At 65.3% G+C, this 22,839-nt stretch carries 22 protein-coding genes; 15 read left to right on the plus strand and 7 right to left on the minus strand.

Features of this window, described 5'->3' with window-relative positions; genetic code table 11:
* Positions 1–240 precede the first annotated feature (240 nt).
* Positions 241–2,157, minus strand: a complete 1,917-nt coding sequence (cysC, locus tag DCG74_RS11495) for an adenylyl-sulfate kinase (RefSeq protein WP_172784884.1) — start codon at positions 2,155–2,157, stop codon at positions 241–243.
* Between the two features lie 19 nt (positions 2,158–2,176).
* The gene (gene cysD / locus DCG74_RS11500) at positions 2,177–2,971 is read right to left on the minus strand and encodes a sulfate adenylyltransferase subunit CysD (protein WP_172784883.1); all 795 of its coding nucleotides are present in this window, start codon (positions 2,969–2,971) and stop codon (positions 2,177–2,179) included.
* 235 nt (positions 2,972–3,206) lie between these two features.
* Between cysD and cysG the strand changes: the two genes are divergently transcribed.
* The 12 genes from cysG (at position 3,207) to DCG74_RS11560 (ending at position 14,431) form a co-directional block, all read left to right on the plus strand.
* Complete coding sequence (gene cysG, locus DCG74_RS11505; protein ID WP_172784882.1) at positions 3,207–4,631, plus strand: siroheme synthase CysG; 1,425 nt, start codon at positions 3,207–3,209, stop codon at positions 4,629–4,631.
* Positions 4,628–4,945, plus strand: a complete 318-nt coding sequence (locus tag DCG74_RS11510; protein WP_172784881.1) for a DUF2849 domain-containing protein — start codon at positions 4,628–4,630, stop codon at positions 4,943–4,945. The genes cysG and DCG74_RS11510 overlap by 4 nt, the downstream gene beginning before the upstream one ends.
* 11 nt (positions 4,946–4,956) lie before the next feature.
* Entirely contained in the window at positions 4,957–6,612 is a 1,656-nt protein-coding gene (locus tag DCG74_RS11515; RefSeq protein ID WP_172784880.1) for a nitrite/sulfite reductase, read from the plus strand.
* The gene (locus DCG74_RS11520) at positions 6,599–7,114 is read left to right on the plus strand and encodes a DUF934 domain-containing protein (protein ID WP_172784879.1); all 516 of its coding nucleotides are present in this window, start codon (positions 6,599–6,601) and stop codon (positions 7,112–7,114) included. Before DCG74_RS11515 ends, DCG74_RS11520 begins: the two co-directional genes overlap by 14 nt.
* The gene (locus DCG74_RS11525; RefSeq protein WP_172784878.1) at positions 7,111–7,836 is read left to right on the plus strand and encodes a phosphoadenylyl-sulfate reductase; all 726 of its coding nucleotides are present in this window, start codon (positions 7,111–7,113) and stop codon (positions 7,834–7,836) included. The genes DCG74_RS11520 and DCG74_RS11525 overlap by 4 nt, the downstream gene beginning before the upstream one ends.
* Positions 7,837–7,950: 114 nt before the next feature.
* Complete coding sequence (locus DCG74_RS11530; protein ID WP_373569517.1) at positions 7,951–8,958, plus strand: sulfate ABC transporter substrate-binding protein; 1,008 nt, start codon at positions 7,951–7,953, stop codon at positions 8,956–8,958.
* Positions 8,959–8,994: 36 nt separating this feature from the next.
* Positions 8,995–9,831, plus strand: coding sequence for a sulfate ABC transporter permease subunit CysT (gene cysT / locus DCG74_RS11535; RefSeq protein ID WP_172784876.1), 837 nt, complete (start codon positions 8,995–8,997; stop codon positions 9,829–9,831).
* 9 nt (positions 9,832–9,840) lie between these two features.
* Complete coding sequence (gene cysW / locus DCG74_RS11540) at positions 9,841–10,752, plus strand: sulfate ABC transporter permease subunit CysW (RefSeq protein ID WP_172784875.1); 912 nt, start codon at positions 9,841–9,843, stop codon at positions 10,750–10,752.
* Positions 10,742–11,776, plus strand: coding sequence for a sulfate/molybdate ABC transporter ATP-binding protein (locus DCG74_RS11545; RefSeq protein ID WP_172784874.1), 1,035 nt, complete (start codon positions 10,742–10,744; stop codon positions 11,774–11,776). Before cysW ends, DCG74_RS11545 begins: the two co-directional genes overlap by 11 nt.
* 107 nt (positions 11,777–11,883) lie before the next feature.
* Complete coding sequence (locus DCG74_RS11550; RefSeq protein WP_172784873.1) at positions 11,884–12,387, plus strand: CAP domain-containing protein; 504 nt, start codon at positions 11,884–11,886, stop codon at positions 12,385–12,387.
* A 78-nt stretch (positions 12,388–12,465) separates the two neighbouring features.
* Entirely contained in the window at positions 12,466–13,641 is a 1,176-nt protein-coding gene (locus DCG74_RS11555) for a patatin-like phospholipase family protein (protein ID WP_172784872.1), read from the plus strand.
* 1 nt (position 13,642) lies between these two features.
* Positions 13,643–14,431 (plus strand): 3-hydroxybutyrate dehydrogenase, encoded by a 789-nt coding sequence (locus tag DCG74_RS11560; protein ID WP_172784871.1) that lies wholly within the window; start codon positions 13,643–13,645, stop codon positions 14,429–14,431.
* Positions 14,432–14,545: 114 nt separating this feature from the next.
* Here the strand turns inward: DCG74_RS11560 and DCG74_RS11565 are convergent, their stop codons facing one another.
* Complete coding sequence (locus DCG74_RS11565; protein WP_172784870.1) at positions 14,546–15,904, minus strand: flippase; 1,359 nt, start codon at positions 15,902–15,904, stop codon at positions 14,546–14,548.
* Positions 15,905–16,049: 145 nt separating this feature from the next.
* Complete coding sequence (locus DCG74_RS11570) at positions 16,050–16,889, minus strand: protein-disulfide reductase DsbD domain-containing protein (RefSeq protein WP_172784869.1); 840 nt, start codon at positions 16,887–16,889, stop codon at positions 16,050–16,052.
* Positions 16,890–17,031: 142 nt separating this feature from the next.
* On the opposite strand from DCG74_RS11570, the gene DCG74_RS11575 reads away from it, so the two are divergent.
* Positions 17,032–17,673, plus strand: coding sequence for a YqgE/AlgH family protein (locus tag DCG74_RS11575; RefSeq protein ID WP_172784868.1), 642 nt, complete (start codon positions 17,032–17,034; stop codon positions 17,671–17,673).
* Positions 17,674–17,861: 188 nt separating this feature from the next.
* Here DCG74_RS11575 and DCG74_RS11580 read toward each other — a convergent pair whose 3' ends face one another.
* Positions 17,862–18,749: a TauD/TfdA family dioxygenase gene (locus DCG74_RS11580; protein ID WP_172784867.1), complete on the minus strand. Its 888-nt coding sequence runs from the start codon at positions 18,747–18,749 to the stop codon at positions 17,862–17,864.
* A 96-nt stretch (positions 18,750–18,845) separates the two neighbouring features.
* Positions 18,846–19,625: an SDR family NAD(P)-dependent oxidoreductase gene (locus DCG74_RS11585; protein ID WP_172784866.1), complete on the minus strand. Its 780-nt coding sequence runs from the start codon at positions 19,623–19,625 to the stop codon at positions 18,846–18,848.
* 100 nt (positions 19,626–19,725) lie between these two features.
* Between DCG74_RS11585 and DCG74_RS11590 the strand changes: the two genes are divergently transcribed.
* Positions 19,726–20,463: an SDR family NAD(P)-dependent oxidoreductase gene (locus DCG74_RS11590; RefSeq protein ID WP_172784865.1), complete on the plus strand. Its 738-nt coding sequence runs from the start codon at positions 19,726–19,728 to the stop codon at positions 20,461–20,463.
* 79 nt (positions 20,464–20,542) lie between these two features.
* Complete coding sequence (locus DCG74_RS11595; protein ID WP_172784864.1) at positions 20,543–20,917, plus strand: CsbD family protein; 375 nt, start codon at positions 20,543–20,545, stop codon at positions 20,915–20,917.
* 134 nt (positions 20,918–21,051) lie between these two features.
* Here DCG74_RS11595 and DCG74_RS11600 read toward each other — a convergent pair whose 3' ends face one another.
* Positions 21,052–22,764: an SGNH family hydrolase gene (locus DCG74_RS11600; protein WP_172784863.1), complete on the minus strand. Its 1,713-nt coding sequence runs from the start codon at positions 22,762–22,764 to the stop codon at positions 21,052–21,054.
* Between the last annotated feature and the right edge of the window lie 75 nt (positions 22,765–22,839).

The raw sequence follows: 22,839 nt of genomic DNA on the forward strand, positions 1-22,839 counted from the left end.
AAATGCGCCCACGCGGGGCGGCTTTCCGGACCTATTAGCCCCAAAATCAGGGCGGTGAGAAGACCCCCGGGGGCTTGTCAAAATGTCAAGAGAAGGTGGGAGAAGCCCCACGCACCGGTGTCATTCCCCGCGAAAGCGGGGAATCCAGTACGCCGCGGCTTCTCCGTATCCCAACGCTGTCTCTGGAATATTGGGTCGCCCGGTTCACACCGGGCGACGACAGCGGAGACTGGGGCGACCTCAAATGTTCGCAGCGAGGTCCACGAGCTCGTCGAACAGCACGCCTGATGTCTTCAGCATCTGCTCGATCTCGTCAGCCGCCTCGGCCACGGTCCGCTTCGACGTGTCGATCACGAGCTCGGCAGCCTCAGGCTTCTCGTAATCGTTGCCGATGCCGGTGAACGAGGCGAGCGCGCCGGCGCGGGCTTTCTTGTAATGGCCCTTGGGATCGCGCTCCTCGCACACTTCGGCCGGGGTCGCGACATGGATCTCGCGGAACGCGGTATCGGCGATGCGGCGCGCGGCGGCGCGATCTTCGCGCGCGGGCGAGACCGCCGCGACGATGGCGATGTGGCCGTTGCGGGCGAGATGTGTCGCGACCTCGGCGAGGCGGCGGATGTTCTCGCTGCGATCGGTGGCGGAGAAGCCGAGATCGCTGTTGAGCCCGGCACGCAGCGTGTCGCCGTCGAGCAGGATCGGCGAGCCGCCATTGGTGAAGAGACGCCGCTCCAGCGCCCGCGCCAGCGTCGACTTGCCGGAGGCGGGCAGGCCGGTGAGCCAGACCACGGCACCGTTATGGCGATAGCGCGCCGAGCGCTCGTCGCTGCGCAGCGCCGATTCCACCGGCACGATGTCGACCGGCACGGCACGCTGGCCGGCATCGACCGACAGCACCAGGCCGCCGCCGGCGATGCGTCCGGACACCTCTATGACGAGGCGGCCGGTGCGCGGATTTTCGGTGTAGGGATCGGTCGCGATCGGATTGGACAGGGAGATGTCGATCTCGCCGACATGGTTGCGGCCGATCGCCTTGTTCTCGCTGCTCGAGAGCTCACCGGGATCGACCGCCTTCTCGATCGCGACAACGGTGGCGCGGCTTTCCTTTGGCCCGCAGCGCACCAGAAGCTGGTCGCCCTTGGCGAGCGGCTTGTCGTGCAGCCAGAAGATCCGCGCGCGCAGCCGCCGCGTCTCGCGCGGGGCGCTGCCCACATGCGCGATGATGTCGCCGCGCTCGATGAACAATTCGCGGTCGAGCGTGATGCCGACCGAGCGGCCCGCGCCCTGCCGGCTGGCGACCGGCGTCACCGGCCAGCTCTCGACCGTCTTGATCTTCGCGATCTTGCCCGCGGGCATGATCACGATCTCGTCGCCGGCAATCAGGCTGCCGGATTCGATGCGGCCGGCAACGATGCGACGGTCGTCGAACTTGTAGATCGCCTGCACCGGCAGCCGCAGCGCCAGCGCTTCCAGCGGACGCGCCGGCTCGAGGCGATCGAGCGCCTCGACCACGGTCGGCCCCTTGTACCAGCCGATGCGGTCGGTACGCTCGGCGACGCCGTCGCCGTCGCGCGCGGAAATCGGGATCACGGCCGTGGGCGTCACGCCGAGGCCGTTCAGATGCGCGGAAATCTCGTCGCTGATGTCCTTGAAGCGTGCGGCGGAGAAATCGACGCGGTCCATCTTGTTGACGACGACGGCGACCTGCTTCACGCCGAGCAGATGCAGGAGATAGCCATGCCGCCTGGTCTGGTCGCGCACGCCCTCCAGCGCATCGATGATCAGCACCGCACCGTCGGCCTGCGAGGCGCCGGTGATCATGTTGCGCAGGAATTCGGCGTGGCCGGGCGCGTCGATCAGCACGATGTCGCGCGAATTGGTGCGGAAGCGGATCTGCGTGGTGTCGATGGTGATGCCCTGGTCGCGCTCGGTCTGCAGCGCGTCGAGCAGGAACGACCATTCGAACGGCATGCCGCGCCGCGCGCTGACAGCTTTCAGCATTTCGAGCTTGCCGTCGGGCAGGCTGCCGGTTTCATGCAAGAGGCGGCCGACCAGCGTCGACTTGCCGTGGTCGACATGGCCGACGATGACGATGCGCACTTGCGGACGCGTGGTGCCGTTCGGGGTCGCAGGCGAAGCGGGAGTGACGATCATGTTCATAGCCGCAAAGCGTCCTTGATCAGAGATAGCCGGCGACGCGCAGACGCTCGAAGGCGTCCTCGGTCTCGTGGTCGAGCGCGCGCCCCGAGCGCTCCGGCACCTTGGTCTGCTCGAGCTCGATCAGGATCTCGTCGATGCTGGACGCCGTCGAATTCACGGGGTTGGTGATGTCCTGATCGCCGAGCGAGCGATAGCGCTTGCCGTCCTTGGCGAGGTACAGGGGGATGATCGGAATGTTCTCGCGCTTGGTGTAGGCCCAGATATCGGCCTCGGTCCAATGCAGGATCGGATGGATGCGCAAATGCGCGCCTTGCGGCGGCGAGGCGTTGAAATGGTCCCAGAACTCCGGCGGCTGGTCGCGCACGTCCCAATTGCCTTCGAGCCCGCGCGGCGAGAACACGCGCTCCTTGGCGCGGGTCGCTTCCTCGTCGCGGCGAATGCCGGCGATCAGGCCGTCGAAGCCATACTTTGCGAGCGCCATCTTGAGGCCCTCGGTCTTGCGCGCGGCGGAACGGGCGGCCGGCGGCAGCGTCGGGTCGACCGCATCGATCGGCGGGCAGGGCTCGACGCGCAGATCGAGATCCCATTCCTTGCCGTAATGATCGCGGAAGCGATACATCTCCGGAAACTTCTTGCCGGTGTCGACGTGAAGGGCCGGGAACGGCATCTTGCCGAAGAAGGCTTTCCGCGCCAGCCAGATCATGACGTTGGAGTCCTTGCCGAGCGACCACAACAGGGCAATCTTCTTCAGCCGGGCAAAGGCCTCACGGAAGATGTAGATGCTCTGCGCTTCGAGCTGATCGAGATGATCCATGCTCGGGGCGGTCAGCCCGACTGGAATTTGCTCGTAAATGGGCGCGCGAAAGTTCTGCCCATCTGCACCGGAATCCGTCCTGAGAAGATGCATCTCTGCCACTTTGCGTTTGGAGGCGAAAATTCTATAGTTGCGGTGCAGAAGAGAAGAAAAAAATTTCTCTTTGCGCGCTCGAAACGAGACATATATAGAAAATAATTCCAGTCAACCCCGTTTGTGGGGAAGCGAGTATCGCATGCGGTTCTTGCCGGTGTTTCTCGATCTCAAGGCCGGCCCGGTGATTCTCATCGGCGCGGGCGAGCTTTTGCGCGCCAAGCTGCGCGTGCTCGCCGCTGCCGGCGCGCGGCTGCGCGTGCATGCGATCGACGGCAATCATGACCTCGGCCTGGGCTCCGAAGATGCGGCCCGCATCGAGATCGCGGCGAGCGATCCGCTCACGGCCGATCTTTCAGGGGTCATCGCTGTCGTCTGCGCGGGCGCAGGCGATGTCGGTGTGGCCATGTCGGCTCGCGCCAAGTCGCTCGGCCTTCCCGTCAACGTCATGGACGACCTCGAGCATTCCAGCTTCATCTTTCCGGCCATCGTCGATCGCGGCGACGTCGTGGTCGCGGTCGGCACCGGCGGCACCTCCCCGGTGGTGGCGCGGCGCGTGCGCGAGAAGATCGAGGCGCTGCTGCCGGCGCGCATCGGCGAACTCGCCGAGTTCATCGGCACCTTCCGCAAGTCCATCAACGAGCGCATCGCCGAGTTTCCGCTGCGCCGCCGCTTCTGGGAGCGCGTCATCGACGGTCCGATCGGCGCCGCCGTGCTCGCCGGCCGCAAGAGCGAAGCGGACGCATCGCTCAAGGCAATCTCCGATCCCTCCGCCTTCGCGCGCGCCGACAAGCCGGAAGGCTCGGTCGCGCTGGTCGGCGCCGGCCCCGGCGATCCGGATCTGCTCACCATCAAGGCGCTGCGCGCGCTGCAGGACGCCGACATCGTCTTCCATGACGAACTGGTCTCGCCCGAGATTCTGGATCGCATTCGCCGCGACACCGCGCGCGTTGCGGTCGGCCGCCGCGTCGGCAAGCCCGGCATCGGCCAGGACGCCATCAACAAGCGCATGATCGAGGCCGCGCAATCGGGCCAGCGCGTCGTGCGGCTGAAGGGCGGCGATCCCTTCGTATTCGGCCGCGGCGGCGAAGAAGTGGAAGCGCTGCGCGCCGCCGGCGTCGCCTATTCGATCATTCCCGGCATCACTGCAGGCCTAGGCGCCGCTGCCGATTTCGAGGTGCCGCTCACTTATCGTCACGAAGCGACCCGCATCACCTTTCTCACCGCGCACAAGTCGCGCGATGCCGAGAACGTGGATTGGTCGACGCTGACCGACACGAAGATGACCGTCGTGGTCTACATGGGCGTGACCGCAGCGCCCGCCGTGCGCGCCGGCCTGTTCGCGGCCGGTCGCTCGCCGGAGACGCCGGTCGGCGTGTTCGCCCGCGTCACGCGACCCGAGGCCCAAGGCGCGATCGGCACGCTGCGCGACCTGCCGGAACTGGTGCGGCGGATCCATGGCGGTCCCGCCATCCTCATCATCGGCGACGTGGTCCGGCATGCCGGTTCGCATCGCCGCCAGACTCCCAAGCAAATCATCTCTGACCTATTGGATGCAGCCGAATGACCTCTCCGCTCGAACAGAAGAAGATCAAGATCGCCGGCCCCTCGGTCGTGACGGCCAACCGCACCTGGGACGGCATCGTGGTCTACCGCACCGCCGCCAAAAGCTGGTCCGCCGAGCTATCGGAAGCCGCCATCGTGCGCAACTCCGACGAGGCCAAGGCGTTGCTTGCGGAAGCCGTGGCCGATGACGTCGGCGCCATCGGCCCCTATATCGCGCCGGTGGAGATCGGCGACGATGGCAAGGTCCTGCCCGGCAATCTGCGCGAACAGATTCGCCGCACCGGCGTCACAATCGGACAGCCGGCCCAGGTTTAAGGCACGCACTTATGTACGCTTACGACGAAATCGACCGCACGCTCGTCAACGAGCGCGTCTCGGAGTTCCGCGACCAGGTGAAGCGGCGCCTGTCCGGAGAGCTCACCGAGGACGAGTTCAAGATTCTGCGTCTGCAGAATGGCGTCTATCTGCAGCTGCACGCTTACATGTTCCGCGTCGCGATTCCCTACGGCACGCTGGCGACGAACCAGATGCGGGCGCTTGCCCATGTCGCGCGCAAATACGACCGCGGCTATGGCCACTTCACCACGCGGCAGAACATCCAGTTCAACTGGATCAAGCTCGCCGAGCTGCCGGATGCGCTCGAAGACCTCGCCAAGGTCGGCATCCACGCGATGCAGACCTCCGGCAACAACATGCGCAACGTCACCTCGGATCAATGGGCCGGCGTCGCGCCGGGCGAGATCGAGGATCCGCGCATCTGGTCTGAGCTGATCCGTCAGCACACCACGCTGCATCCGGAATTCTCGTTCCTGCCGCGCAAGTTCAAGATCGCGATCACCGCCTCGGACCACGACCGCGCCGCGATCAAGATCCACGACATCGGCCTGCGCCTGATCAAGAACGAGAAGAACGAGACCGGCTTCGAGGTTCTCGTCGGCGGCGGTCTCGGCCGCACGCCGTTCATCGCCAAGACCATCAAGCACTTCGTGCACGGACGCGACATCCTCAGCTACATCGAGGCTATCTTGCGCGTCTACAACCAGTACGGCCGCCGCGACAACATCTACAAGGCGCGCATTAAGATCCTGGTGCACGAGCTCGGGATCGAGAAGTTTTCGCGCGAGGTCGAGGACGAGTGGCAGCACATTCGTAACTCCTCGCTCCAGATCGACGACGAGGTGATCGAGGACATCCGCTCGCGCTTCACCTATCCTCCTTACGAGAAGCTGCCGCACATGCCGGACGAGCTGCGCCAGGCCGCGGCCGATCCGGACTTCGAGGCGTGGCGCAAGAACTCGGTGGCGCCGCACAAGGTGCAGGGCTATTCGATCGTCACGATCTCGCTGAAGCCGACCGGCGGGCCTCCGGGCGACGCCACGGCCGAGCAGATGGATGCGCTGGCCGATCTCGCCGACAAATATTCCTTCGGCGAGATCCGCGTCGGCCATGAGCAGAACCTGGCGCTGCCGCACGTCGCCAAGCGCGATTTGCCGGCGCTGTGGAAGGCGCTCGACAAGCTCGGGCTCGCGACGCCCAACGTCAATCTGATCACCGACATCATCGCGTGCCCGGGGCTCGATTATTGCTCGCTGGCGAATGCGCGCTCGATTCCGATCGCGCAGGAGCTGACGCGGCGCTTCGCCAACCACGAGCTGGCCAACCTGATCGGCCGTCTCCACATCAACATCTCCGGCTGCATCAATGCCTGCGGCCATCACCATGTCGGCCATATCGGCATTCTCGGCGTCGAGAAGAACGGCGAGGAGGTTTACCAGATCACCATCGGCGGCCGTGCGGACGAGAATGCGGCGCTCGGCACCCTGATCGGTCCCGGCGTGAAGTTCGACGAGGTCGCCGACGTCGTCGAGGACATCGTGGAAGCTTATCTCGCGCTGCGCGAGCGGCCGGAAGAGCTGTTCATGGACACGGTGAAGCGCCTCGGCGTCGAACCCTTCAAGGAGCGCGTCTATGCCACTCGTTAACGGCGGAAAGATCGTCGATGACAGCTTTGTCAAGCTCGCCGTCGACACGCCGCTGCCCGAGGGCGGCGACATCCTGGTGCCCGCCGAGCGCTTCCTCGGCGAGGCCGAGGGCTTGCTCAAGCGTTCGGGCAAGGTCGGCGTGATCTGGCCCAACAGTCGCGACATCAGCGAGCTCGTGCCGTATCTCGGCAAGATCGCCGCCGTCGCGCTGGTGTTCCCGACCTTCCGTGACGGACGGGCCTACAGCCAGGCGCGGCTGCTGCGCGAACGCTACAATTACCGCGGCGAATTGCGCGCGACCGGTCAGGTGCTGCGCGACCAGTTCGTGTTCATGCTGCGGGCCGGCTTCGATGCCTTCGAGGTCAAGAAGCAGGCCGACGCCGAAGCCTTCATGCAGACCGCCAAGCGCTATTCGGTGTTCTACCAGCCGACCGGCGATGGCCGCATCACCGCGCTGCACCGGCGCATGCAGCTGCGCCACTCCGAAGGGGTCGGCACGTGAACGCGATCGCGCCACATGTTTCGCCCGTGTCTGCGCTGCCTTCGGCGGACGAGCTCGATCGCGCCCTGCGCGATGCCTCGCCCGCGGAGGTCATTGCCGCGGCGCTGAAAACGGTCGGGCGCGAGAAGCTTGCGCTGGTGTCCTCCTTCGGCACGGAATCGGCGACGCTGTTGAAGGTGATGGCGGACGTCGATCCGGCGATCCCCGTGATCTTTCTCGACACCGGCTGGCTGTTCGAGGAGACGCTGGCCTATCGCGATACCCTCATTGCGACGCTGGGCCTGAAGGACGTCCGCTCGATCAAGCCCGCCGAGGAGACGCTGTTGCGCGAAGATCCCGACCGCGACCTCTGGTTCTCCGATCCCGACGCCTGCTGCCGCATCCGCAAGGTCGAGCCGCTGGCGCGTGCGCTGAAACCATTCGACGCCTGGCTCAACGGCCGCAAGCGTTTCCAGGGCAATGCGCGCGCCGACATTCCGGTCGTCGAGGACGATGGCGCGCGGCTGAAGTTCAATCCCTTCGCCAACGTCTCGCGCGAGGAGATCGAGGCGATCTTCTCCCGCGCCAAATTGCCGCGACACCCTCTGGCTGCGTCAGGATTCCTGTCGGTTGGGTGTATGCCTTGCACCAGCCGAACGGCTGAGGGCGAGGATGCACGCGCCGGCCGCTGGCGTGGCAGAGCCAAGACAGAATGCGGCATCCACACGATGAAGACTTCGTAGCACAGTCGCGCTGCCACGCTGCGAACAAGAAAATCAGGTTCCGTTGACACAAGAGCGTTTCGCCGCGAGTTATGCCTGCCGTCGATGACGCCGATGTCGTCGAGGTGAATGGAGATGGACATGATGCGCCGTATCGTTCCGCTCGCCGCGGGATTGCTCGCGACGGGGTTCTGGGCAGGCTCGGCTCTGGCCGCTGACATCAATTTGCTGAACGTGTCGTACGATCCGACGCGTGAGCTCTATGTCGAGTTCAACAAGGCGTTCGCGACCGCCTATCAGAAGGAAACCGGCAAGAGCGTCGAGATCAAGCAGTCGCACGGCGGCAGCGGCTCGCAGGCACGCGCGGTGATCGACGGCTTGCAGGCCGATGTGGTGACGCTTGCGCTGGCCTATGACATCGACGCGATCGCGAACAAGGGTCTCACCGCGGCGGATTGGCAGAAGCGGCTGCCGCAGAATTCATCACCCTATACCTCGACCATCGTCTTCCTGGTGCGCAAGGGCAATCCCAAGGGCATCAAGGACTGGGACGATCTGCTCAAGCCGGGCGTTGCCGTCATCACGCCGAACCCGAAGACATCGGGCGGCGCGCGCTGGAATTATCTGGCCGCCTGGGGCTTTGCGCAGAAGAAGTACGGCTCGACCGACAAGGCCAAGGACTTCATTGGAAAGCTCTACCAGCAGGTGCCGGTGCTGGATACCGGCGCGCGGGGCGCCACTGTGACCTTTGTCGAGCGCGGCGTCGGCGACGTGCTGCTCGCCTGGGAGAACGAGGCTTATCTTGCGCTCAAGGAGTTTGGTCCCGAAAAATTCCAGATCATCGCACCGCCGCAGTCGATCCTCGCCGAGCCGCCGGTCGCGATCGTGGACAAGGTTGCCGACAAAAAGGGCACCCGCAACGCGGCCGACGCCTACCTTCAATACTGGTACACCAAGGAAGGGCAGGAGATCGCCGCGCGCAATTTCTACCGTCCGCGCGATGCCGAGACCGCCAAAAAGTACGAAAATTCCTTCGCCAAGGTCGAGCTGTTCACGATCGACGACGTCTTCGGCGGCTGGACCAAGGCACAGAAGGAACATTTTGCAGACGGCGGCGTTTTCGATCAGATTTACAAGAACTGATCGGGCGCTGTCGTAGAGGCTTTAGCAGGGGGCCTGGTGAGCGCACTCGCAGCACGACGCCGGACATTGCCGGGCTTCGGTCTCACCATGGGACTGACGCTTTCCTGGCTGTCCGTGATCATCCTGATTCCGCTCGCGGGCCTGTTCCTGAGATCGCTCGAGCTCAGCCCCGAGCAGTTCTGGAATATCCTCTCCAGCCGCCGCACCCTGAACGCGCTCCGCGTCTCGTTCGGCCTCGCCTTTGCGGCGGCCTGCGTCAACCTGGTGATGGGCAGCATCATCGTCTGGGCGCTGGTGCGCTACCGCTTCCCCGGCCGTCGCATCTTCGATGCCATCGTCGACGTGCCGTTTGCGCTGCCGACGGCGGTGGCCGGCGTCGCGCTGACGGCGCTGTTCGCCGAGAAAGGTTGGCTGGGAGCGCCGCTCGCCGCGCTCGGCATCAAGGTGGCGTTCACGCCGGTCGGCATCTTCGTCGCCATGATCTTCATCGGCATTCCCTTTGTTGTCCGCACCGTGCAGCCGGTGCTCCAGGATCTCGACCCTGAGATCGAGGAGGCAGCCGGCAGCTTGGGGGCCAGCCGCTGGCAGACCATCGTCCGCGTGATCCTGCCCTCGCTCGCCCCGGCGCTGCTCACGGGCCTCGCGCTCGCCTTCGCCCGCGCGGTCGGTGAATACGGCTCGGTGATCTTCATCGCCGGCAATCTGCCCAACGTCTCCGAGATCGCGCCGCTCTTGATCGTGATACGCCTGTCCGAATTCCGCTACGCCGATGCGACCGCGATTGCGGTGGTCATGCTGGTCGTCTCCTTCGTCATCATCTTCACGGTCAATCGGCTCCAGCGCTGGGCGCGGAGCCGGATTCCGGCGCGCTGAGGGCGGATCATGACGATGCAGATCGCAGATTCCGTGTCGCTCTCGGCCTCCGACTCGAAGGCACGCGCTCACGCGGCGGCAGCGCGGAACAATTTGCGCACCGAGCCGCGCGCCGTCCGCATCGCCATCATCACGCTGGCGGTGCTGTTTCTCACCGTTTTCGTCGTGCTGCCGCTCGTCGTCGTGTTCGCGCAGGCGTTTTCCCGGGGCATCCTCGCCTATTTCGCCGCGCTCGCCGAGCCGGAGGCGATGGCGGCGATCAAGCTGACGTTGATCGTCGCGGCGATTTCCGTCGGACTCAATCTGGTGTTCGGTCTCGTCGCCGCCTGGGCGATTGCGAAATTCGAGTTCCCTGGCAAGACCTTCCTGATCACGCTGATCGACCTGCCGTTCTCGGTCAGCCCGGTGATCTCGGGCCTCGTCTTCGTGCTGCTGTTCGGCGCGCAAGGCTTTTTCGGCAGCTGGCTGCGCGAGCACGACATCCAGATCCTGTTCGCGGTTCCCGGCATCGCGCTCGCCACCACCTTCGTGACCTTCCCGTTCGTGGCGCGCGCGCTGATTCCCCTGATGCAGGAGCAGGGCACGCAGGAGGAGGAGGCCGCGATCTCGCTCGGCGCCTCCGGGCTGCAGACCTTCTTCCGCGTCACCCTGCCCAACATCAAATGGGGCGTGCTCTACGGCGTCCTGCTCTGCAACGCGCGCGCAATGGGCGAGTTCGGTGCGGTCTCCGTCGTCTCCGGCCACATCCGCGGCGAGACCAACACCATGCCGCTTCTGGTCGAGATCCTATACAACGAATACCAGTTCGTCGCCGCTTTCGCGATCGCCTCGCTGCTCGCAATGCTTGCGCTGATCACGCTCATCGCAAAAACAATTCTCGAACGTCATCTCGACGAAGGACAAGACGCCAGTGACGATTGAAGTCAGGAATCTCGTCAAGAAATTCGGCAGCTTTGCCGCTCTCGACGGCGTCGACCTCAAGGTCGACAACGGCGAACTGCTGGCGCTGCTCGGCCCCTCCGGATCCGGCAAGACCACCTTGCTGCGGATCATCGCCGGCCTCGACTGGCCGGACTCGGGCGAAGTCTTCTTCAACGGTGAGGACGCGCTGGCGCAAGGCGCCCGCGAGCGCCACGTCGGCTTCGTCTTCCAGCACTATGCGCTGTTCCGCCACATGTCGGTGTTCGAGAACGTTGCCTTCGGCCTCCGCGTGCAGCCGCGCGCGGTCCGAAAGGACGAGGCCGCGATCCGCTCGCGCGTCAAGGAGCTGCTCGATCTGGTGCAGCTCGATTGGCTCGCCGACCGCTATCCCAGCCAGCTCTCCGGCGGCCAGCGTCAGCGCATCGCGCTCGCCCGCGCGCTCGCGATCGAACCGCGCATCCTCCTGCTCGACGAGCCCTTCGGCGCGCTGGATGCCAAGGTCCGGAAAGAGCTGCGCAAATGGTTGCGCTCGCTGCATCACGAGATCAACGTCACCTCGATCTTCGTCACCCACGACCAGGAGGAGGCGCTGGAAGTCGCCAATCGCGTCGTGGTGATGGACAAGGGCCGGATCGAGCAGGTCGGCTCGCCTGACGATGTCTACGAAATGCCGGCGAGCGCCTTCGTTCACGGCTTTATCGGCGAGTCCATCGAGTTGCCGGTCCAGGTCGAAGGCGGCGTGATCAGGCTCGGCGACCGGCCGCTTCAGCTCGCCGCGGAGGGCCTGACGCCTGGCGCGTCAAAGCTGTTCGTACGGCGACATGACATGCTGGTCGGCCCGCCCGGCAGCGGGGCCTTCGAGGGTGCGGTCCAGCATGTCCGCAATTTCGGCCCGGTGCAGCGGGCGGAGGTGGCCCTGTCCGGCGGCGAGACCATCGAGATCGACGCCCCCCGCGACAAGGAACTGCGCGCCGGCGACACGATCGGTCTCAATCCGCGTCGCTACCGGATATTTGCGGGCTAAGTCTACCGTCATTCCGCCCCGGAATGACGGCTCAAATTCTCTTCAATATTCACCTTTCAGCCATTGTTGGTATGCAACAACGGCCCCTCATTTGGGGGCCCCGATTCATGCGCGCTGCGGCCGCAATTCTCATCATGTTGCTGCTCGCCGGCTGCGCCGGCAACGAAGCACCGGTCCAGCAGCCGTCGATGTATGCCGACATGGCGGTCCCGGGCTCGAAGCTCGACGTCCAGGCGGCTGCGATCATGATCTCGCAATACCGCCAGAACAACGGGCTCGGCACGGTCGTGGTCGATCCGGATTTGACCAGGCTCGCCGAATCCCAGTCGGGCGCGATGGCGGCGGCCAACAAGATGGACCACGACGTCCGCGCGCCGCTGGCCAAGCGTCTGGCCTCTGGCGGTTATCCTGCCACCGTGGCGGTCGAGAACATTTCGGCCGGCTATCATACGCTGGCGGAAGCGTTTTCCGGCTGGCGCGACTCGCCTCCGCACCGCGCCAACATGCTCAAGGGCGGTGTCACAAAATTAGGCATCGCGGCGAGCTATGCTCCAGGCACCAAATACAAGGTGTTCTGGGCCATGATCCTGGCCTCGACGGAGCCGCGATAAGCCAGACTTGATCCCGGGATGCATTGACGCCGCGGCGGAGTGTCGCCACGGTGGCCAGCCTTTTGCTATTGTTCCCATATGACCGATCATAGCCCGGAATCCGCCAGCGTCCCCGCGAATGCGCAACGCGTTCTGGTCCTCCAGGGCGGCGGCGCGCTCGGCTCCTACCAGGCCGGCGCCTTTCAGGCGCTGTGCGGCTACGGCTTCGATCCGGAATGGGTCGCCGGCATCTCGATCGGCGCGGTCAATGCCGCCATCATCGCCGGCAACGAGGGGCGCGCCCGCGTCGAGCGGCTCAAGGAATTCTGGGAAATGGTGTCGGCCCCGGTGCCGTGGAAGCCGGTCGGCAAGAGCGACCACAGCCGCGAGCTGTTCAATTCCACCAGTGCTGCGCTGATCGCGACCTTCGGCGTGCCCGGCTTCTTCACGCCGCGCATTCCGCCGGCGCCGCTGTGGCCGCCGGGGCATCCCGAAGCGGAAAGCTATTACGACACCGCGCCGCTGAAGAAGACGCTGGAGCGTCTCGTCGATTTCGACCGCATCAACGATCTGAAGACACGCCTGTCGGTCGGCGCGGTCGGCGTCACCTCGGGCAATTTCAAATATTTCGACAATTACGAGTTCAAGAAGCGCGGCAAGAAGATCGGCCCCGAACACATCATGGCCTCCGGCGCGCTGCCGCCGGGATTTCCTTCCGTCGTCATCGATGGCGAGCATTATTGGGACGGCGGCATCGCCTCCAACACCCCGCTCGACTACGTGCTCGATGCCGAGGTCGCACGCGACATGCTGATCTTCCAGGTCGATCTGTTTTCCGCGCGTGGCGACCTGCCGAATTCGCTGCTGGAGGCCGCCGAGCGCGAGAAGGACATCCGCTATTCCAGCCGCACGCGGATGAACACCGACAAGAACAAGCAGCTGCACAACGCCCGCAGGGCGGTGCGCGATCTGATCGGCAAATTGCCGGACTACCTCAGGAACGATCCTTCCGTCGAATTCCTGGCGAAAGTGTCGCGCGAAAGCACCGTCACCGTGGTGCATCTGATCTACCGCAGCAAGAACTACGAATCCTCGTCCAAGGATTACGATTTCTCGCACGTCGCCATGGTCGAGCATTGGGAAGCCGGCGTGCGCGACGTGCACCTGTCGATGCGCCACAAGGATTGGCTGGAGCGGCCGCAGTCCGGCGAGACCATGGTGACCTACGATCTCACGGGGGACGTCACCGCGCCCCCGGCAAAAAGGAGTGAATAGAATGGGTACTCTGTCAGGCAAGAACGCCGTCGTGACCGGATCGACCAGCGGCATTGGGCTCGCTTACGCACGCGCCTTCGCCGCCGCCGGTGCCAATGTCGTCATAAACGGTTTCGGCGCGCCGGAGGACATCGAGAAGGAGCGCACCAAGATCGAGAACGATTTCGGCGTGAAGGCGGTCTACTCCCCCGCCGACATGACCAAGCCCGCCGAGATCGCCGGCATGATCGCGCTCGGCGAGAAGTCGTTCGGATCGGTCGACGTCCTCGTCAACAACGCCGGAATCCAGTTCGTCTCGCCGATCGAGGAATTCCCGCCGGAGAAATGGGACCAGATCATCGCAATCAATTTGTCCTCGGCGTTCCACGCCATCCGCGCCGCGGTGCCCGGCATGAAGAAGAAGGGGTGGGGCCGCATCATCAACACGGCGTCGGCGCATTCGCTGGTGGCCTCGCCCTTCAAGTCGGCCTACGTCTCGGCCAAGCACGGCATCGCCGGTCTCACCAAGACCGTGGCGCTGGAAGTCGCGACCCACAAGATCACCTGCAACTGCATCAGCCCCGGGTATGTCTGGACCCCGCTGGTGGAGAAGCAGATCCCCGACACCATGAAGGCGCGCGGCCTGACGCGCGAGCAGGTCATCAACGATGTCCTGCTCGATGCGCAGCCGACCAAGGAGTTCGTCACCTCCGAGCAGGTCGCCGCGCTCGCGCTGTTCCTGTGCAGCGACGACGCCGCCCAGATCACCGGCACCAACCTCTCGATCGACGGCGGCTGGACCGCGGAGTAAGAGGCGAGGCCGTAGGGTGGGCAAAGGCGCGTAAGCGCCGTGCCCACCATTTTTCCGCGATTGAGAAAGAGCGGTGGGCACGCTTCGCTTTGCCCACCCTACGAATTGCTATCGCTATTTCCCGAACGCCAGCACGTGCAGCCCCAGCCGCTGCCGCACGATCCAGAACAGCAGCACGGTCTCGAAGCTCAGTGAGATCGAGGTCGCAGCCGCCGCGCCGTGGCCGCCGTAGCGCGGCACCAGCGCGATGCAGAGCACGACATTCATCACGAAGGCCAGCGCGTAGGCCAGCGCGCAGATCTTCTGCTGGCCGAGCATGTTGAGCAGCCGCTCCACCGGGCCGATGGCGGCGCGGACCACGAGGCCGATCGCGGCCACGAACATGATGTCGTAGCCGATCATGAATTGCGGTCCGAACAGCCACAGCAGCGGCTTGCCGAGCGCGAGCAGCACGATGGTCGCGGCCAGCGACGGCCAGAACGTCCAGTTGATGGCGTGCGCGACGTAAGCCGACAGGCGCGCCTTGTCGCCGCTGGCATTGTATTGGGCGAAGCGATGCGCCGTCGTCGCCGACATCGCGTAATGGATGAACGAGACCAGCGCCAGCGTCTTCACCACGGCGAAATAGACGCCGACCTCGTCGGAGGGACGGAATTGCTGCAGCACCAGCACGTCGGTGTAGGACAATAGCAGGTAGAAGCTCTCGACCAGCAGGATCGGCAGCGAGACGGCGAGCCAGCCCTTGACGTCATAGACCTTCGGTCCCGGTGTGACGTGATCGGCGAGCTTGCGGTTTAGCACCACCATCTGCCCGGCCATCGCGATCCACACCGCGCCCAGGCTCGCCACCATCGCGGCGACCGCGCCGAGGTGATAGCCGAGCAGGAAGGCGAGCGCCGTGATGGCGATGATCAGCGCTTGGCGGATGATGAATTGCGGCATCAGGCCGAGCTGCATCCAGTCGTGCGAGCGCGCGATGCCGTCCTGGGTGTTGGCGACGACGAAGGCGGGCAGCGTCATGCAGCCGATATAGAGCGGCAGCACCTCGGCCGGATCGATCCAGGGCGACAGCAATTTGACGATGCCGGCAAGGCCGAGCGACACCAGCGTGGACACGGCAAAGGTCAGCCAGCGGCTGCCGGAGAGAAAGCCGCGCAGCAGCGCTTGCGCGCCGCTGGCGCGGTACTCCGGAATGATTTTTTGCGCCGAGGCCGAGATGCCGAAATCCATCATGCTGCCGAGCAGCAGCACCCAGGTCCAGACATAGACGTAGATGCCGTAATCGGACGTACCCATCCAGCGCGCGAGCAGCACCTGCGAGACATAAGCGAGGCCGGCGCTGATGACGCGGATGACGAAGATGGTGCCGGCGAGCCGCCGCGTCAGCGACGCCTCGCTCGATCCGCCCGCGAGCTTGGCGCGCAGCCGCGCAATCAGGCCGGCCGGTCCGGTCGTTGCGGGTGGTGCATCCATCACGGCCAATTCGAAGAATCCCCAGGGCGACCTGCAGCGGCAGGTGAGGGACTAGCAACGATTCGTTAAGATTCGGTTGGGCGGGGTGCCGTGGCCCACTCTCGGCTGGAGCGGGAGCCCGGCAACTCACTCGCGTTGACCTGGCTCACTCCAAATTCGTATTGAACTCGTACGCCTTCTCCGGCCCGACCAGCGTGAACTTCAGCGCGGCGCCCTCGGGCTTGGCGCCCGGCGGCAATCCGTCGAGCTCGAACGAGAAGCGCATCACCCCCGGCGGGCCGTGCTGCACCGGCGCCGGAATCGGCAGCGCCCAATCGGGTGTCGGGCCTTCCACGAACAGATTGACCTTGCGGCCGTCCGGCGTCACCACGTCGACCACCACGTTCTTGGGCCCGTCACGCTTGACGTCGCGAATGGTGAGCGGATTGGGGTCGCCGACATTGGCGGGCTTCGGCACGGTGTCGAGCGCGGCACGCAAGTTCGCATCCTCGGTCGAGGCGACGCTGTTGAAGCCGAGCTCGGCGCTGGCCTCCACGGGAATGCAGAGCTTCTCGCACACCGCGTAGTTGATCTCCGCGCGCAAGGTCACCGGCTTGTCCGCGGCCTTGGCGACGATGCGCAGGGGCAGCACGACCTGGTCGCGATAGCCGATCGAATGGCCGCCCGCGCCGTCGTCGAATTTCAGCGGTGCCGGCCACATCACCGTCACCGCTTCGACATTATCGGACTTCGAGAAGTCGAACCGGGGTGGAACGCCGGAATCGCCGGGCGACCGCCAGTAGGTCTTCCAGCCGGGCTGGAGCTGGAAGGCAATACCGCCGAGCAAAACCGCGCCGCTGCGCGATCCCGCCAGCAGCCGCACCGCGGAATGTCCGTCGCGCTGCCAAGGCGAGGCGTCATCGGCACGGGCGGCGATGGCCAGCGCCGACGCGAGCAGGGTTGTTGCGACGCCAATCGCCGCACGCAGGGGAACTCTCGTAAGCATAGCACGTCTTTACAGGGTGGCCCCGGGCCAAACCATTGAATTGCGTGTGATGGATGCACTTGAATCAAGTCGCCGCAAGCCTTGATTTGACAGCCGACCGGCCCGACATCAGGATAGGAATTGAAACCGGAGTGCTTGAGCGATGGCTCCCACAGGCAAGAGGACGGGCGAAAGCACCCGCAGCTCGGGCGCCGCGTTGCCCAGTTCCGGCTATCTCGACGGCCGGCTCCTGATCGCAATGCCCGTGATGGGCGATTCCCGCTTCGAGCGCTCGGTGATCTATCTCTGCGCCCATTCGGCGGAAGGTGCGATGGGCATCATCGTGAACCATCCCGCCGGCAGCATCGATTTCCCCGAGCTCTTGCAGCAGCTCGGCATCATCAAGAAGGGCGAGCACATCAAGCTGCCGGAGAACGCCGAAAGCATGAAGGTGCTGCGCGGCGGCCCGGTCGACACCGGGCGCGGCTTCGTGCTGCATTCCAGCGACTTCTACATCGAGAACGCGACGCTGCGGATCGATGACGGCGTCTGCCTGACTGCGACGGTCGACATTCTGCGCGCGATCGCCAACGGCTCCGGCCCCAAGCACGCCATCCTCGCGCTCGGCTATGCCGGCTGGGCGCCGGGCCAGCTCGAGACGGAGATCCAGAGCAACGGCTGGCTGCATTGCGACGCGGATGCGGATCTGATCTTCGGCGACGACGTCGACGACAAGTACAACCGCGCCTTGCAGAAGATCGGCATCGATCCCGGCATGCTCTCGAACGAGGCCGGGCACGCGTAGCTGGCGCTGAGTGTAGCTGGCCTCCCACCACGTCATTGCGAGGAGCGAAGCGACGAAGCAATCCAGAAGCCCGACGCGGAGGGATTCTGGATTGCTTCGCTTCGCTCGCAATGACGGAGTGTGTTGAAACGCCCGCGCCCTGTCGTCTGCAACTCTGTCGTTGCTGCCTTCACCACGACGACAGCGCCTTACTCCGCCGCCTGCTGCTGCACCGTCGGCTCCGTCCCCGCCACCGTCGCGCGGCGCATGTCGCGGGGCTGGGACTGGTCGTAGCGGCGGACCCGGTGCATGGTCTGGCGGTTGTCCCACATCACGAGGTCATGCAGCTTCCATTTGTGCACGTAGACGAACTCAGGCTGCGTGGCGTGCTCGTTCAGATCGCGCAGCAACAGCCGCCCCTCGGGCACGCTCATGCCGACGATCTTGCCGGCATGCGATGACAGATACAGCGACTTGCGGCGATGCACGGGATGCGTGCGCACCAGCCGTTGCAGCACCGGCTTGAACATCTCCTTCTCTTCGTCGGTGTATTCGGTGAAGCCGAGCGATCCCCGCGAATACATCAGCGAATGCTCGCAGACGAGGTCCTCGATCTCCGCCTTGGTCTCGTCGTCGAGCGCGTCATAGGCCGCGCGCATGTCGGCGAATTCGGTGTTGCCGCCCTTCGGGTTCACCACGCGCGCCGACAGCAGCGAGAACTTTGCGGGAATGGGGCGGAACGAGCTGTCCGAGTGCCACAGGCAATTGCCGAGGTTGAACAGATTGGCGCGGCTGTCCTTCGGCAGCGGCTTGCCGTCCTTGCCGAGGTTGGAGACGTCGTTCAGGCCCGAGGTGAGGCGGTGTTCATCCGCCTTGGTGATGTTGCCGCCGCGCGCTTCCTCGCGCTGGCCGAAGTTCAGCGCGAACGCCATCTGCTGCTCGTCGGTGATGTCCTGATCGTGGAAGACGAGCACGGCGTACTTGTCCATGGCGGCCTCGATCTCGCGCGCCTGATCCGGCGTGAGCGGCTTGCGCAGATCGAGGCCGGATACCTCGCCGACGAAATGTTTCTGAAGCTGCCGGATGGCGATGGTCATGGCGTTCCTCCCGCATTGACGAGCGGTTTCCCCGCTCTGTTTGTGGAAAAAATGACTCCCGCATCCGGCGATGTCAACGCGCTGCGCGCATGGCTCTCACGCGTTCCGCGCCATCAGCCCGCCGTCGACCGGGATCACCGCGCCGGTGAGGAAGGACGCCGCGGGCAGGCACAGGCTCAGCGTCATATGCGCGACCTCTTCAGGGTCGCCGTAACGGCCGAGTGCGGTGCGGCGCTTGGCGTAGATGGTCTTGTGCTCCTCCGGGATGCGGTCCGTGATTCCCGTGCGGATCGGTCCGGGACAGATGCAGTTGACGGTGATGCCCTCGCGGCCGAGCTCCACCGCGAGCGAGCGGGTGAGGCTCACAACGCCACCCTTCGCAGCCGAATACGGACTGTGCAAGGCGGTGGCGCCGAGCGCCTCGGTCGAGGCGATGTTGACGATGCGCGGGCTCTTCGACTTGCGCAGATGCGGCAGCGCGGCGCGGATGATGCGCGGATGCGCCGTCAGCATCACGGCGATGCCCTTTGCCCAGGCGTCCTCATAGGCCTCATCGTCGATTGCGACACGCACCGAGATTCCGGCATTGTTGACGACGATGTCGAGACCGCTGAAATGCGCGGCGACATCGCCGACCACGCGCTTGATCTCGCCGCTTTCGGCGACGTCGAGCTTCCACGCCCTTGCCGTGCCACCGCTCGCCGCAATCTCCTTGGCGACGTCCTGCGCGCCATGCTCGTCGAAATCCGTGACGGCGACATTCGCACCTTCGCTAGCGAATATGCGCGCGATGGCGCGCCCCATGCCGCTGGCCGCGCCGGTGACGAGCACGGTGAGGCCCTTCACGGACCGGCTGAGCTCCCTGAAGTCGGACATGCTGCTTCCTCGCGCCGAGCTGGTTCTTGTTATGATTGACAAGGCTGGCATCGATCCGCAGACAGGTCAAACAAGCAGAAAACAACAGGGGAGGCCGCGAATGGCAAACGAGCTCGATTTCTCAGGCAAGCAGGTGCTGGTGGTCGGCGGTTCCAGCGGCATCGGCAACGGCATCGCGCAGGCCTTTCGCGCCAAGGGCGCAACAATTGCGGTCTGCGGCACGCGTGCTCACGCAACGGAATATTCGGCCGAGGAAGGCTCCGATCTCGAAGGTCTTGCTTACGCGCAGCTCGACGTCAGCAATCCCAATGCCATCGAAGCGTTCAAGCCGTCGTTCGAACGTCTCGACGTCCTGGTGCTCGCGCAGGGCGCGGTGATCTACCGCCGCGGCGAATTCGAGATGGCGGGTTTCCGCAAGGTCGTCGAGGTCAATCTGATGAGTCTGATGGCCTGCGCGACGCGCTTTCATTCCATGTTGCGGGATGCGAAGGGCGCCCTGATCATCGTGTCCTCGACTGCGGCCTATCATTCCACCATGGGCAATCCCGCCTACAATGCCTCGAAGACCGGTGCGGTCGGATTGACGCGCACGCTGGGCGAGGCCTGGGCCGAGGACGGCATCCGCGTCAACGGCATCGCGCCAGGGCTCGTCGATACCAAGATGACGAAGGTGACGACCGACAATCCGAAGCGGCTGGAAGGCGCACTCGCACGCATCCCGCTGCGGCGATTGGGCACGCCGGCCGACATGGCGGGCGCGGCGCTGTTCCTGGCTTCGCCGCTGTCGTCCTACATCATCGGCCAGACGCTGGTCGTCGATGGCGGCCTGATTCTGTAGGCCAAGATTCTGTAGGCCAAGCCAAGGAACCGCGCTGCGTCTGATCGGTTACTTCGGCTGACCACCGAGGAGGATCATCATGGACACGGATCGGATTGTTGGATCGGCGAAGGAATATGCCGGGCGCGCGGAAGGCGCGATCGGCGACATGGCAGGCGATGCCAAGACGCAGGCGTCGGGCAAGGCGCGGGAAGCTGCGGGCACGGTGCAAAATCTCTACGGCCAGGCCAAGGATGCCGTGCGCGAGGCCACGGACACGGCCGCGGGCTATGCCAAGGATGCCTATGAGAACAGTGGCGAGACTTTCCGCGACGGCTCGAAGGCCATCGCGCAGAAGGTGCAGGACAACCCGCTCGGCGCGCTGCTGGTTGCCGGCGGCATCGGCTTCGCGCTGGCGCTTCTGATGTCGCGTCCCGCCCGTCGCCCGCCGTCACGCTGGCGCTATTACGGCTGATTGTCGTGCGTCATTCCGGGGCGCGCCTCTTGGCGCGAGCCCGGAATCCATTCATCAACATTGCCGGTGGCACGATGGATTCCGGGTTCGCGCTATGCGCGCCCCGGAATGACATCTGAAATCGTCAGAGACGATTACCGGAACATCTCGGCCGAGCGGCCAACGTTGCCCGGCGGACGCGGGACCCCAGGATTGGGATTCGGATTGCGCGGTCCGGGTGCCGGCGCCAGCTGGCGCGGGGCCGGCGGGGGCTGCGGCGAGCCGAAGCCGAAGAAATCCCTGAACGAGGGCGTTGCCTGGGCCGGCTGCTGTGGCGGGAGCGGCGGCTTCTTCGGCGCGAGCTTTGGCGGCGCGATCGCGGCGGCCGCGCCCGGTGCGCCCTGAGCCGCCCCGCCGTCCGGCATCGTTGCCGCCATCGGCGTATCGCCCTTGGCCTGCTCGCGGCCGACTTCCCGGCGCGGCCAGGCATAATCGTCGGCACGGCCGGCGGGAGCTGCCAGCGGCTCACCCTTCACCATGGTCTTTGCCGCGAGCGCATCGACGGCGGCGGGACGCGTGCCTGGTCCGCCCAGCAATTGATCGGTCGAGATCGAGGCTGCAACCAGCGGCACGATTGGCCCGGCCAGCGGCCGCGGCGCGGGCTTGCCCGGCTCGGCGCTGGTGTCGGGGGTCGCAGGCTCGCTCGGCAGCGCGATCGGGCCGGAGCGTCCTGCAAGCAGGCGCGTGATCTCGCGCTCGACATAGTGCGCGAGTTTTCGCGCGCCCGGCTTTGTGAAGTAGACGCCGTCGGAGCTGCGGAGCTGGCGGATCTGGCCTTCGAAGTCCGGGCCCTTCTGCAGGAAGCGGCCGGCCTCGTCGACGAAGCCGTCCCACACGTCGACATAGGTGATGCCGGCCTTGGCCGCACCCTCACGATACAGCGAATCCAGGAACAGCGTGTCCGCGGTGCCCTTCGGTCCGCGAACTGCGGGCAGGCCGACCCAGAGCACGGGCACGCCCTTGGCCTTGAGCACACCCGCGAGCTCCTCGATCTTCTTGCCGTAGAGCTCGACCCAGCGCTCGTCGCGGAATTCATAGAGGCCGTTCGGGTTGCGCGCAGTCTTTTCCGGCGCGGCCGCCGGCGTGTCGGCGTTGTCGGCGTCGTCCTGCGGCAGGTCGGCATCGGCAGGCTTGTCGTCCGGCTTGGCGGCGGTGTCGGGCTTGGCATCGCCGGGCTTCGCCGGTGGCTTGGCGCGCCCACCCTTGTCGTTCTTCTTGTCCTTGTCTTTTTCCGCGGCTGCCTTGTCGGATTTGTCGGCGGCCGGCTCGCGGATCGCGACGCGGTCGTTGAGGCCGAGCATGACGACGATCACGTCGGGCTTCTCGGTCTCGAGAATGCCCTTGGCCGCCGCGGCCCAGTCCGCGGGCTCGCCCTTGGGCTGGTACTTGATCAGGCCGGACGTGGTCTTGTGCTTGCGGATAACTCCCATGTCGGGCTGCTCGGCGTAGGCGTCTTCGAGGCCATAGGCGAGCCAGTCGGCCATGGCATCGCCAATCACCAGCACGTTCTTCTCAGGAATGGTGTCGCGCTTGGCCGGTGCCGGCGCGCGCGAAAAATCCTGGCGCGGCGCTTGCTGCGGCTGCTGCTGGAATGGTGCGAAGAAGTCGCCGCCGAACCAGCCGCCACCTCCGCCGCCCCGGGGTGGCGGTGGTGGGGCCGAACGCTGCGGCGGCCCGCCGAAGCCGGGGAAGTTGAAGAACTGTGCCGAAGCCGGTGCCGCCACCGACACCAGGATCGCAAGCGCCGTCCCCAGCGCGATCAACGGGCCGGTCTCGGTCAGCGCCTTGAACAGGGACTTCTTCGACATGCGATCTCGGGCGCGCGCAATGGAGGATCGGAGTTAGCTTCATATAATAACGGAATCAGGCGCCAAACGGGCAAA

The sequence above is a fragment of the Bradyrhizobium sp. WBAH42 genome (genome assembly GCF_024585265.1).
GTDB lineage: Bacteria > Pseudomonadota > Alphaproteobacteria > Rhizobiales > Xanthobacteraceae > Bradyrhizobium.

Excerpts from the sequence above, each read along its gene's own strand:
- cysC (WP_172784884.1), bottom strand. The coding sequence starts at position 2,157 with ATGAACATGATCGTCACTCCCGCTTCGCCTGCGACCCCGAACGGCACC.
- cysD (WP_172784883.1), bottom strand. The coding sequence starts at position 2,971 with ATGGATCATCTCGATCAGCTCGAAGCGCAGAGCATCTACATCTTCCGT.
- cysG (WP_172784882.1), top strand. The coding sequence starts at position 3,207 with ATGCGGTTCTTGCCGGTGTTTCTCGATCTCAAGGCCGGCCCGGTGATT.
- DCG74_RS11510 (WP_172784881.1), top strand. The coding sequence starts at position 4,628 with ATGACCTCTCCGCTCGAACAGAAGAAGATCAAGATCGCCGGCCCCTCG.
- DCG74_RS11515 (WP_172784880.1), top strand. The coding sequence starts at position 4,957 with ATGTACGCTTACGACGAAATCGACCGCACGCTCGTCAACGAGCGCGTC.
- DCG74_RS11520 (WP_172784879.1), top strand. The coding sequence starts at position 6,599 with ATGCCACTCGTTAACGGCGGAAAGATCGTCGATGACAGCTTTGTCAAG.
- DCG74_RS11530 (WP_373569517.1), top strand. The coding sequence starts at position 7,951 with ATGGACATGATGCGCCGTATCGTTCCGCTCGCCGCGGGATTGCTCGCG.
- cysW (WP_172784875.1), top strand. The coding sequence starts at position 9,841 with ATGACGATGCAGATCGCAGATTCCGTGTCGCTCTCGGCCTCCGACTCG.
- DCG74_RS11550 (WP_172784873.1), top strand. The coding sequence starts at position 11,884 with ATGCGCGCTGCGGCCGCAATTCTCATCATGTTGCTGCTCGCCGGCTGC.
- DCG74_RS11555 (WP_172784872.1), top strand. The coding sequence starts at position 12,466 with ATGACCGATCATAGCCCGGAATCCGCCAGCGTCCCCGCGAATGCGCAA.
- DCG74_RS11560 (WP_172784871.1), top strand. The coding sequence starts at position 13,643 with ATGGGTACTCTGTCAGGCAAGAACGCCGTCGTGACCGGATCGACCAGC.
- DCG74_RS11565 (WP_172784870.1), bottom strand. The coding sequence starts at position 15,904 with ATGGATGCACCACCCGCAACGACCGGACCGGCCGGCCTGATTGCGCGG.
- DCG74_RS11570 (WP_172784869.1), bottom strand. The coding sequence starts at position 16,889 with ATGCTTACGAGAGTTCCCCTGCGTGCGGCGATTGGCGTCGCAACAACC.
- DCG74_RS11575 (WP_172784868.1), top strand. The coding sequence starts at position 17,032 with ATGGCTCCCACAGGCAAGAGGACGGGCGAAAGCACCCGCAGCTCGGGC.
- DCG74_RS11580 (WP_172784867.1), bottom strand. The coding sequence starts at position 18,749 with ATGACCATCGCCATCCGGCAGCTTCAGAAACATTTCGTCGGCGAGGTA.
- DCG74_RS11585 (WP_172784866.1), bottom strand. The coding sequence starts at position 19,625 with ATGTCCGACTTCAGGGAGCTCAGCCGGTCCGTGAAGGGCCTCACCGTG.
- DCG74_RS11590 (WP_172784865.1), top strand. The coding sequence starts at position 19,726 with ATGGCAAACGAGCTCGATTTCTCAGGCAAGCAGGTGCTGGTGGTCGGC.
- DCG74_RS11595 (WP_172784864.1), top strand. The coding sequence starts at position 20,543 with ATGGACACGGATCGGATTGTTGGATCGGCGAAGGAATATGCCGGGCGC.
- DCG74_RS11600 (WP_172784863.1), bottom strand. The coding sequence starts at position 22,764 with ATGTCGAAGAAGTCCCTGTTCAAGGCGCTGACCGAGACCGGCCCGTTG.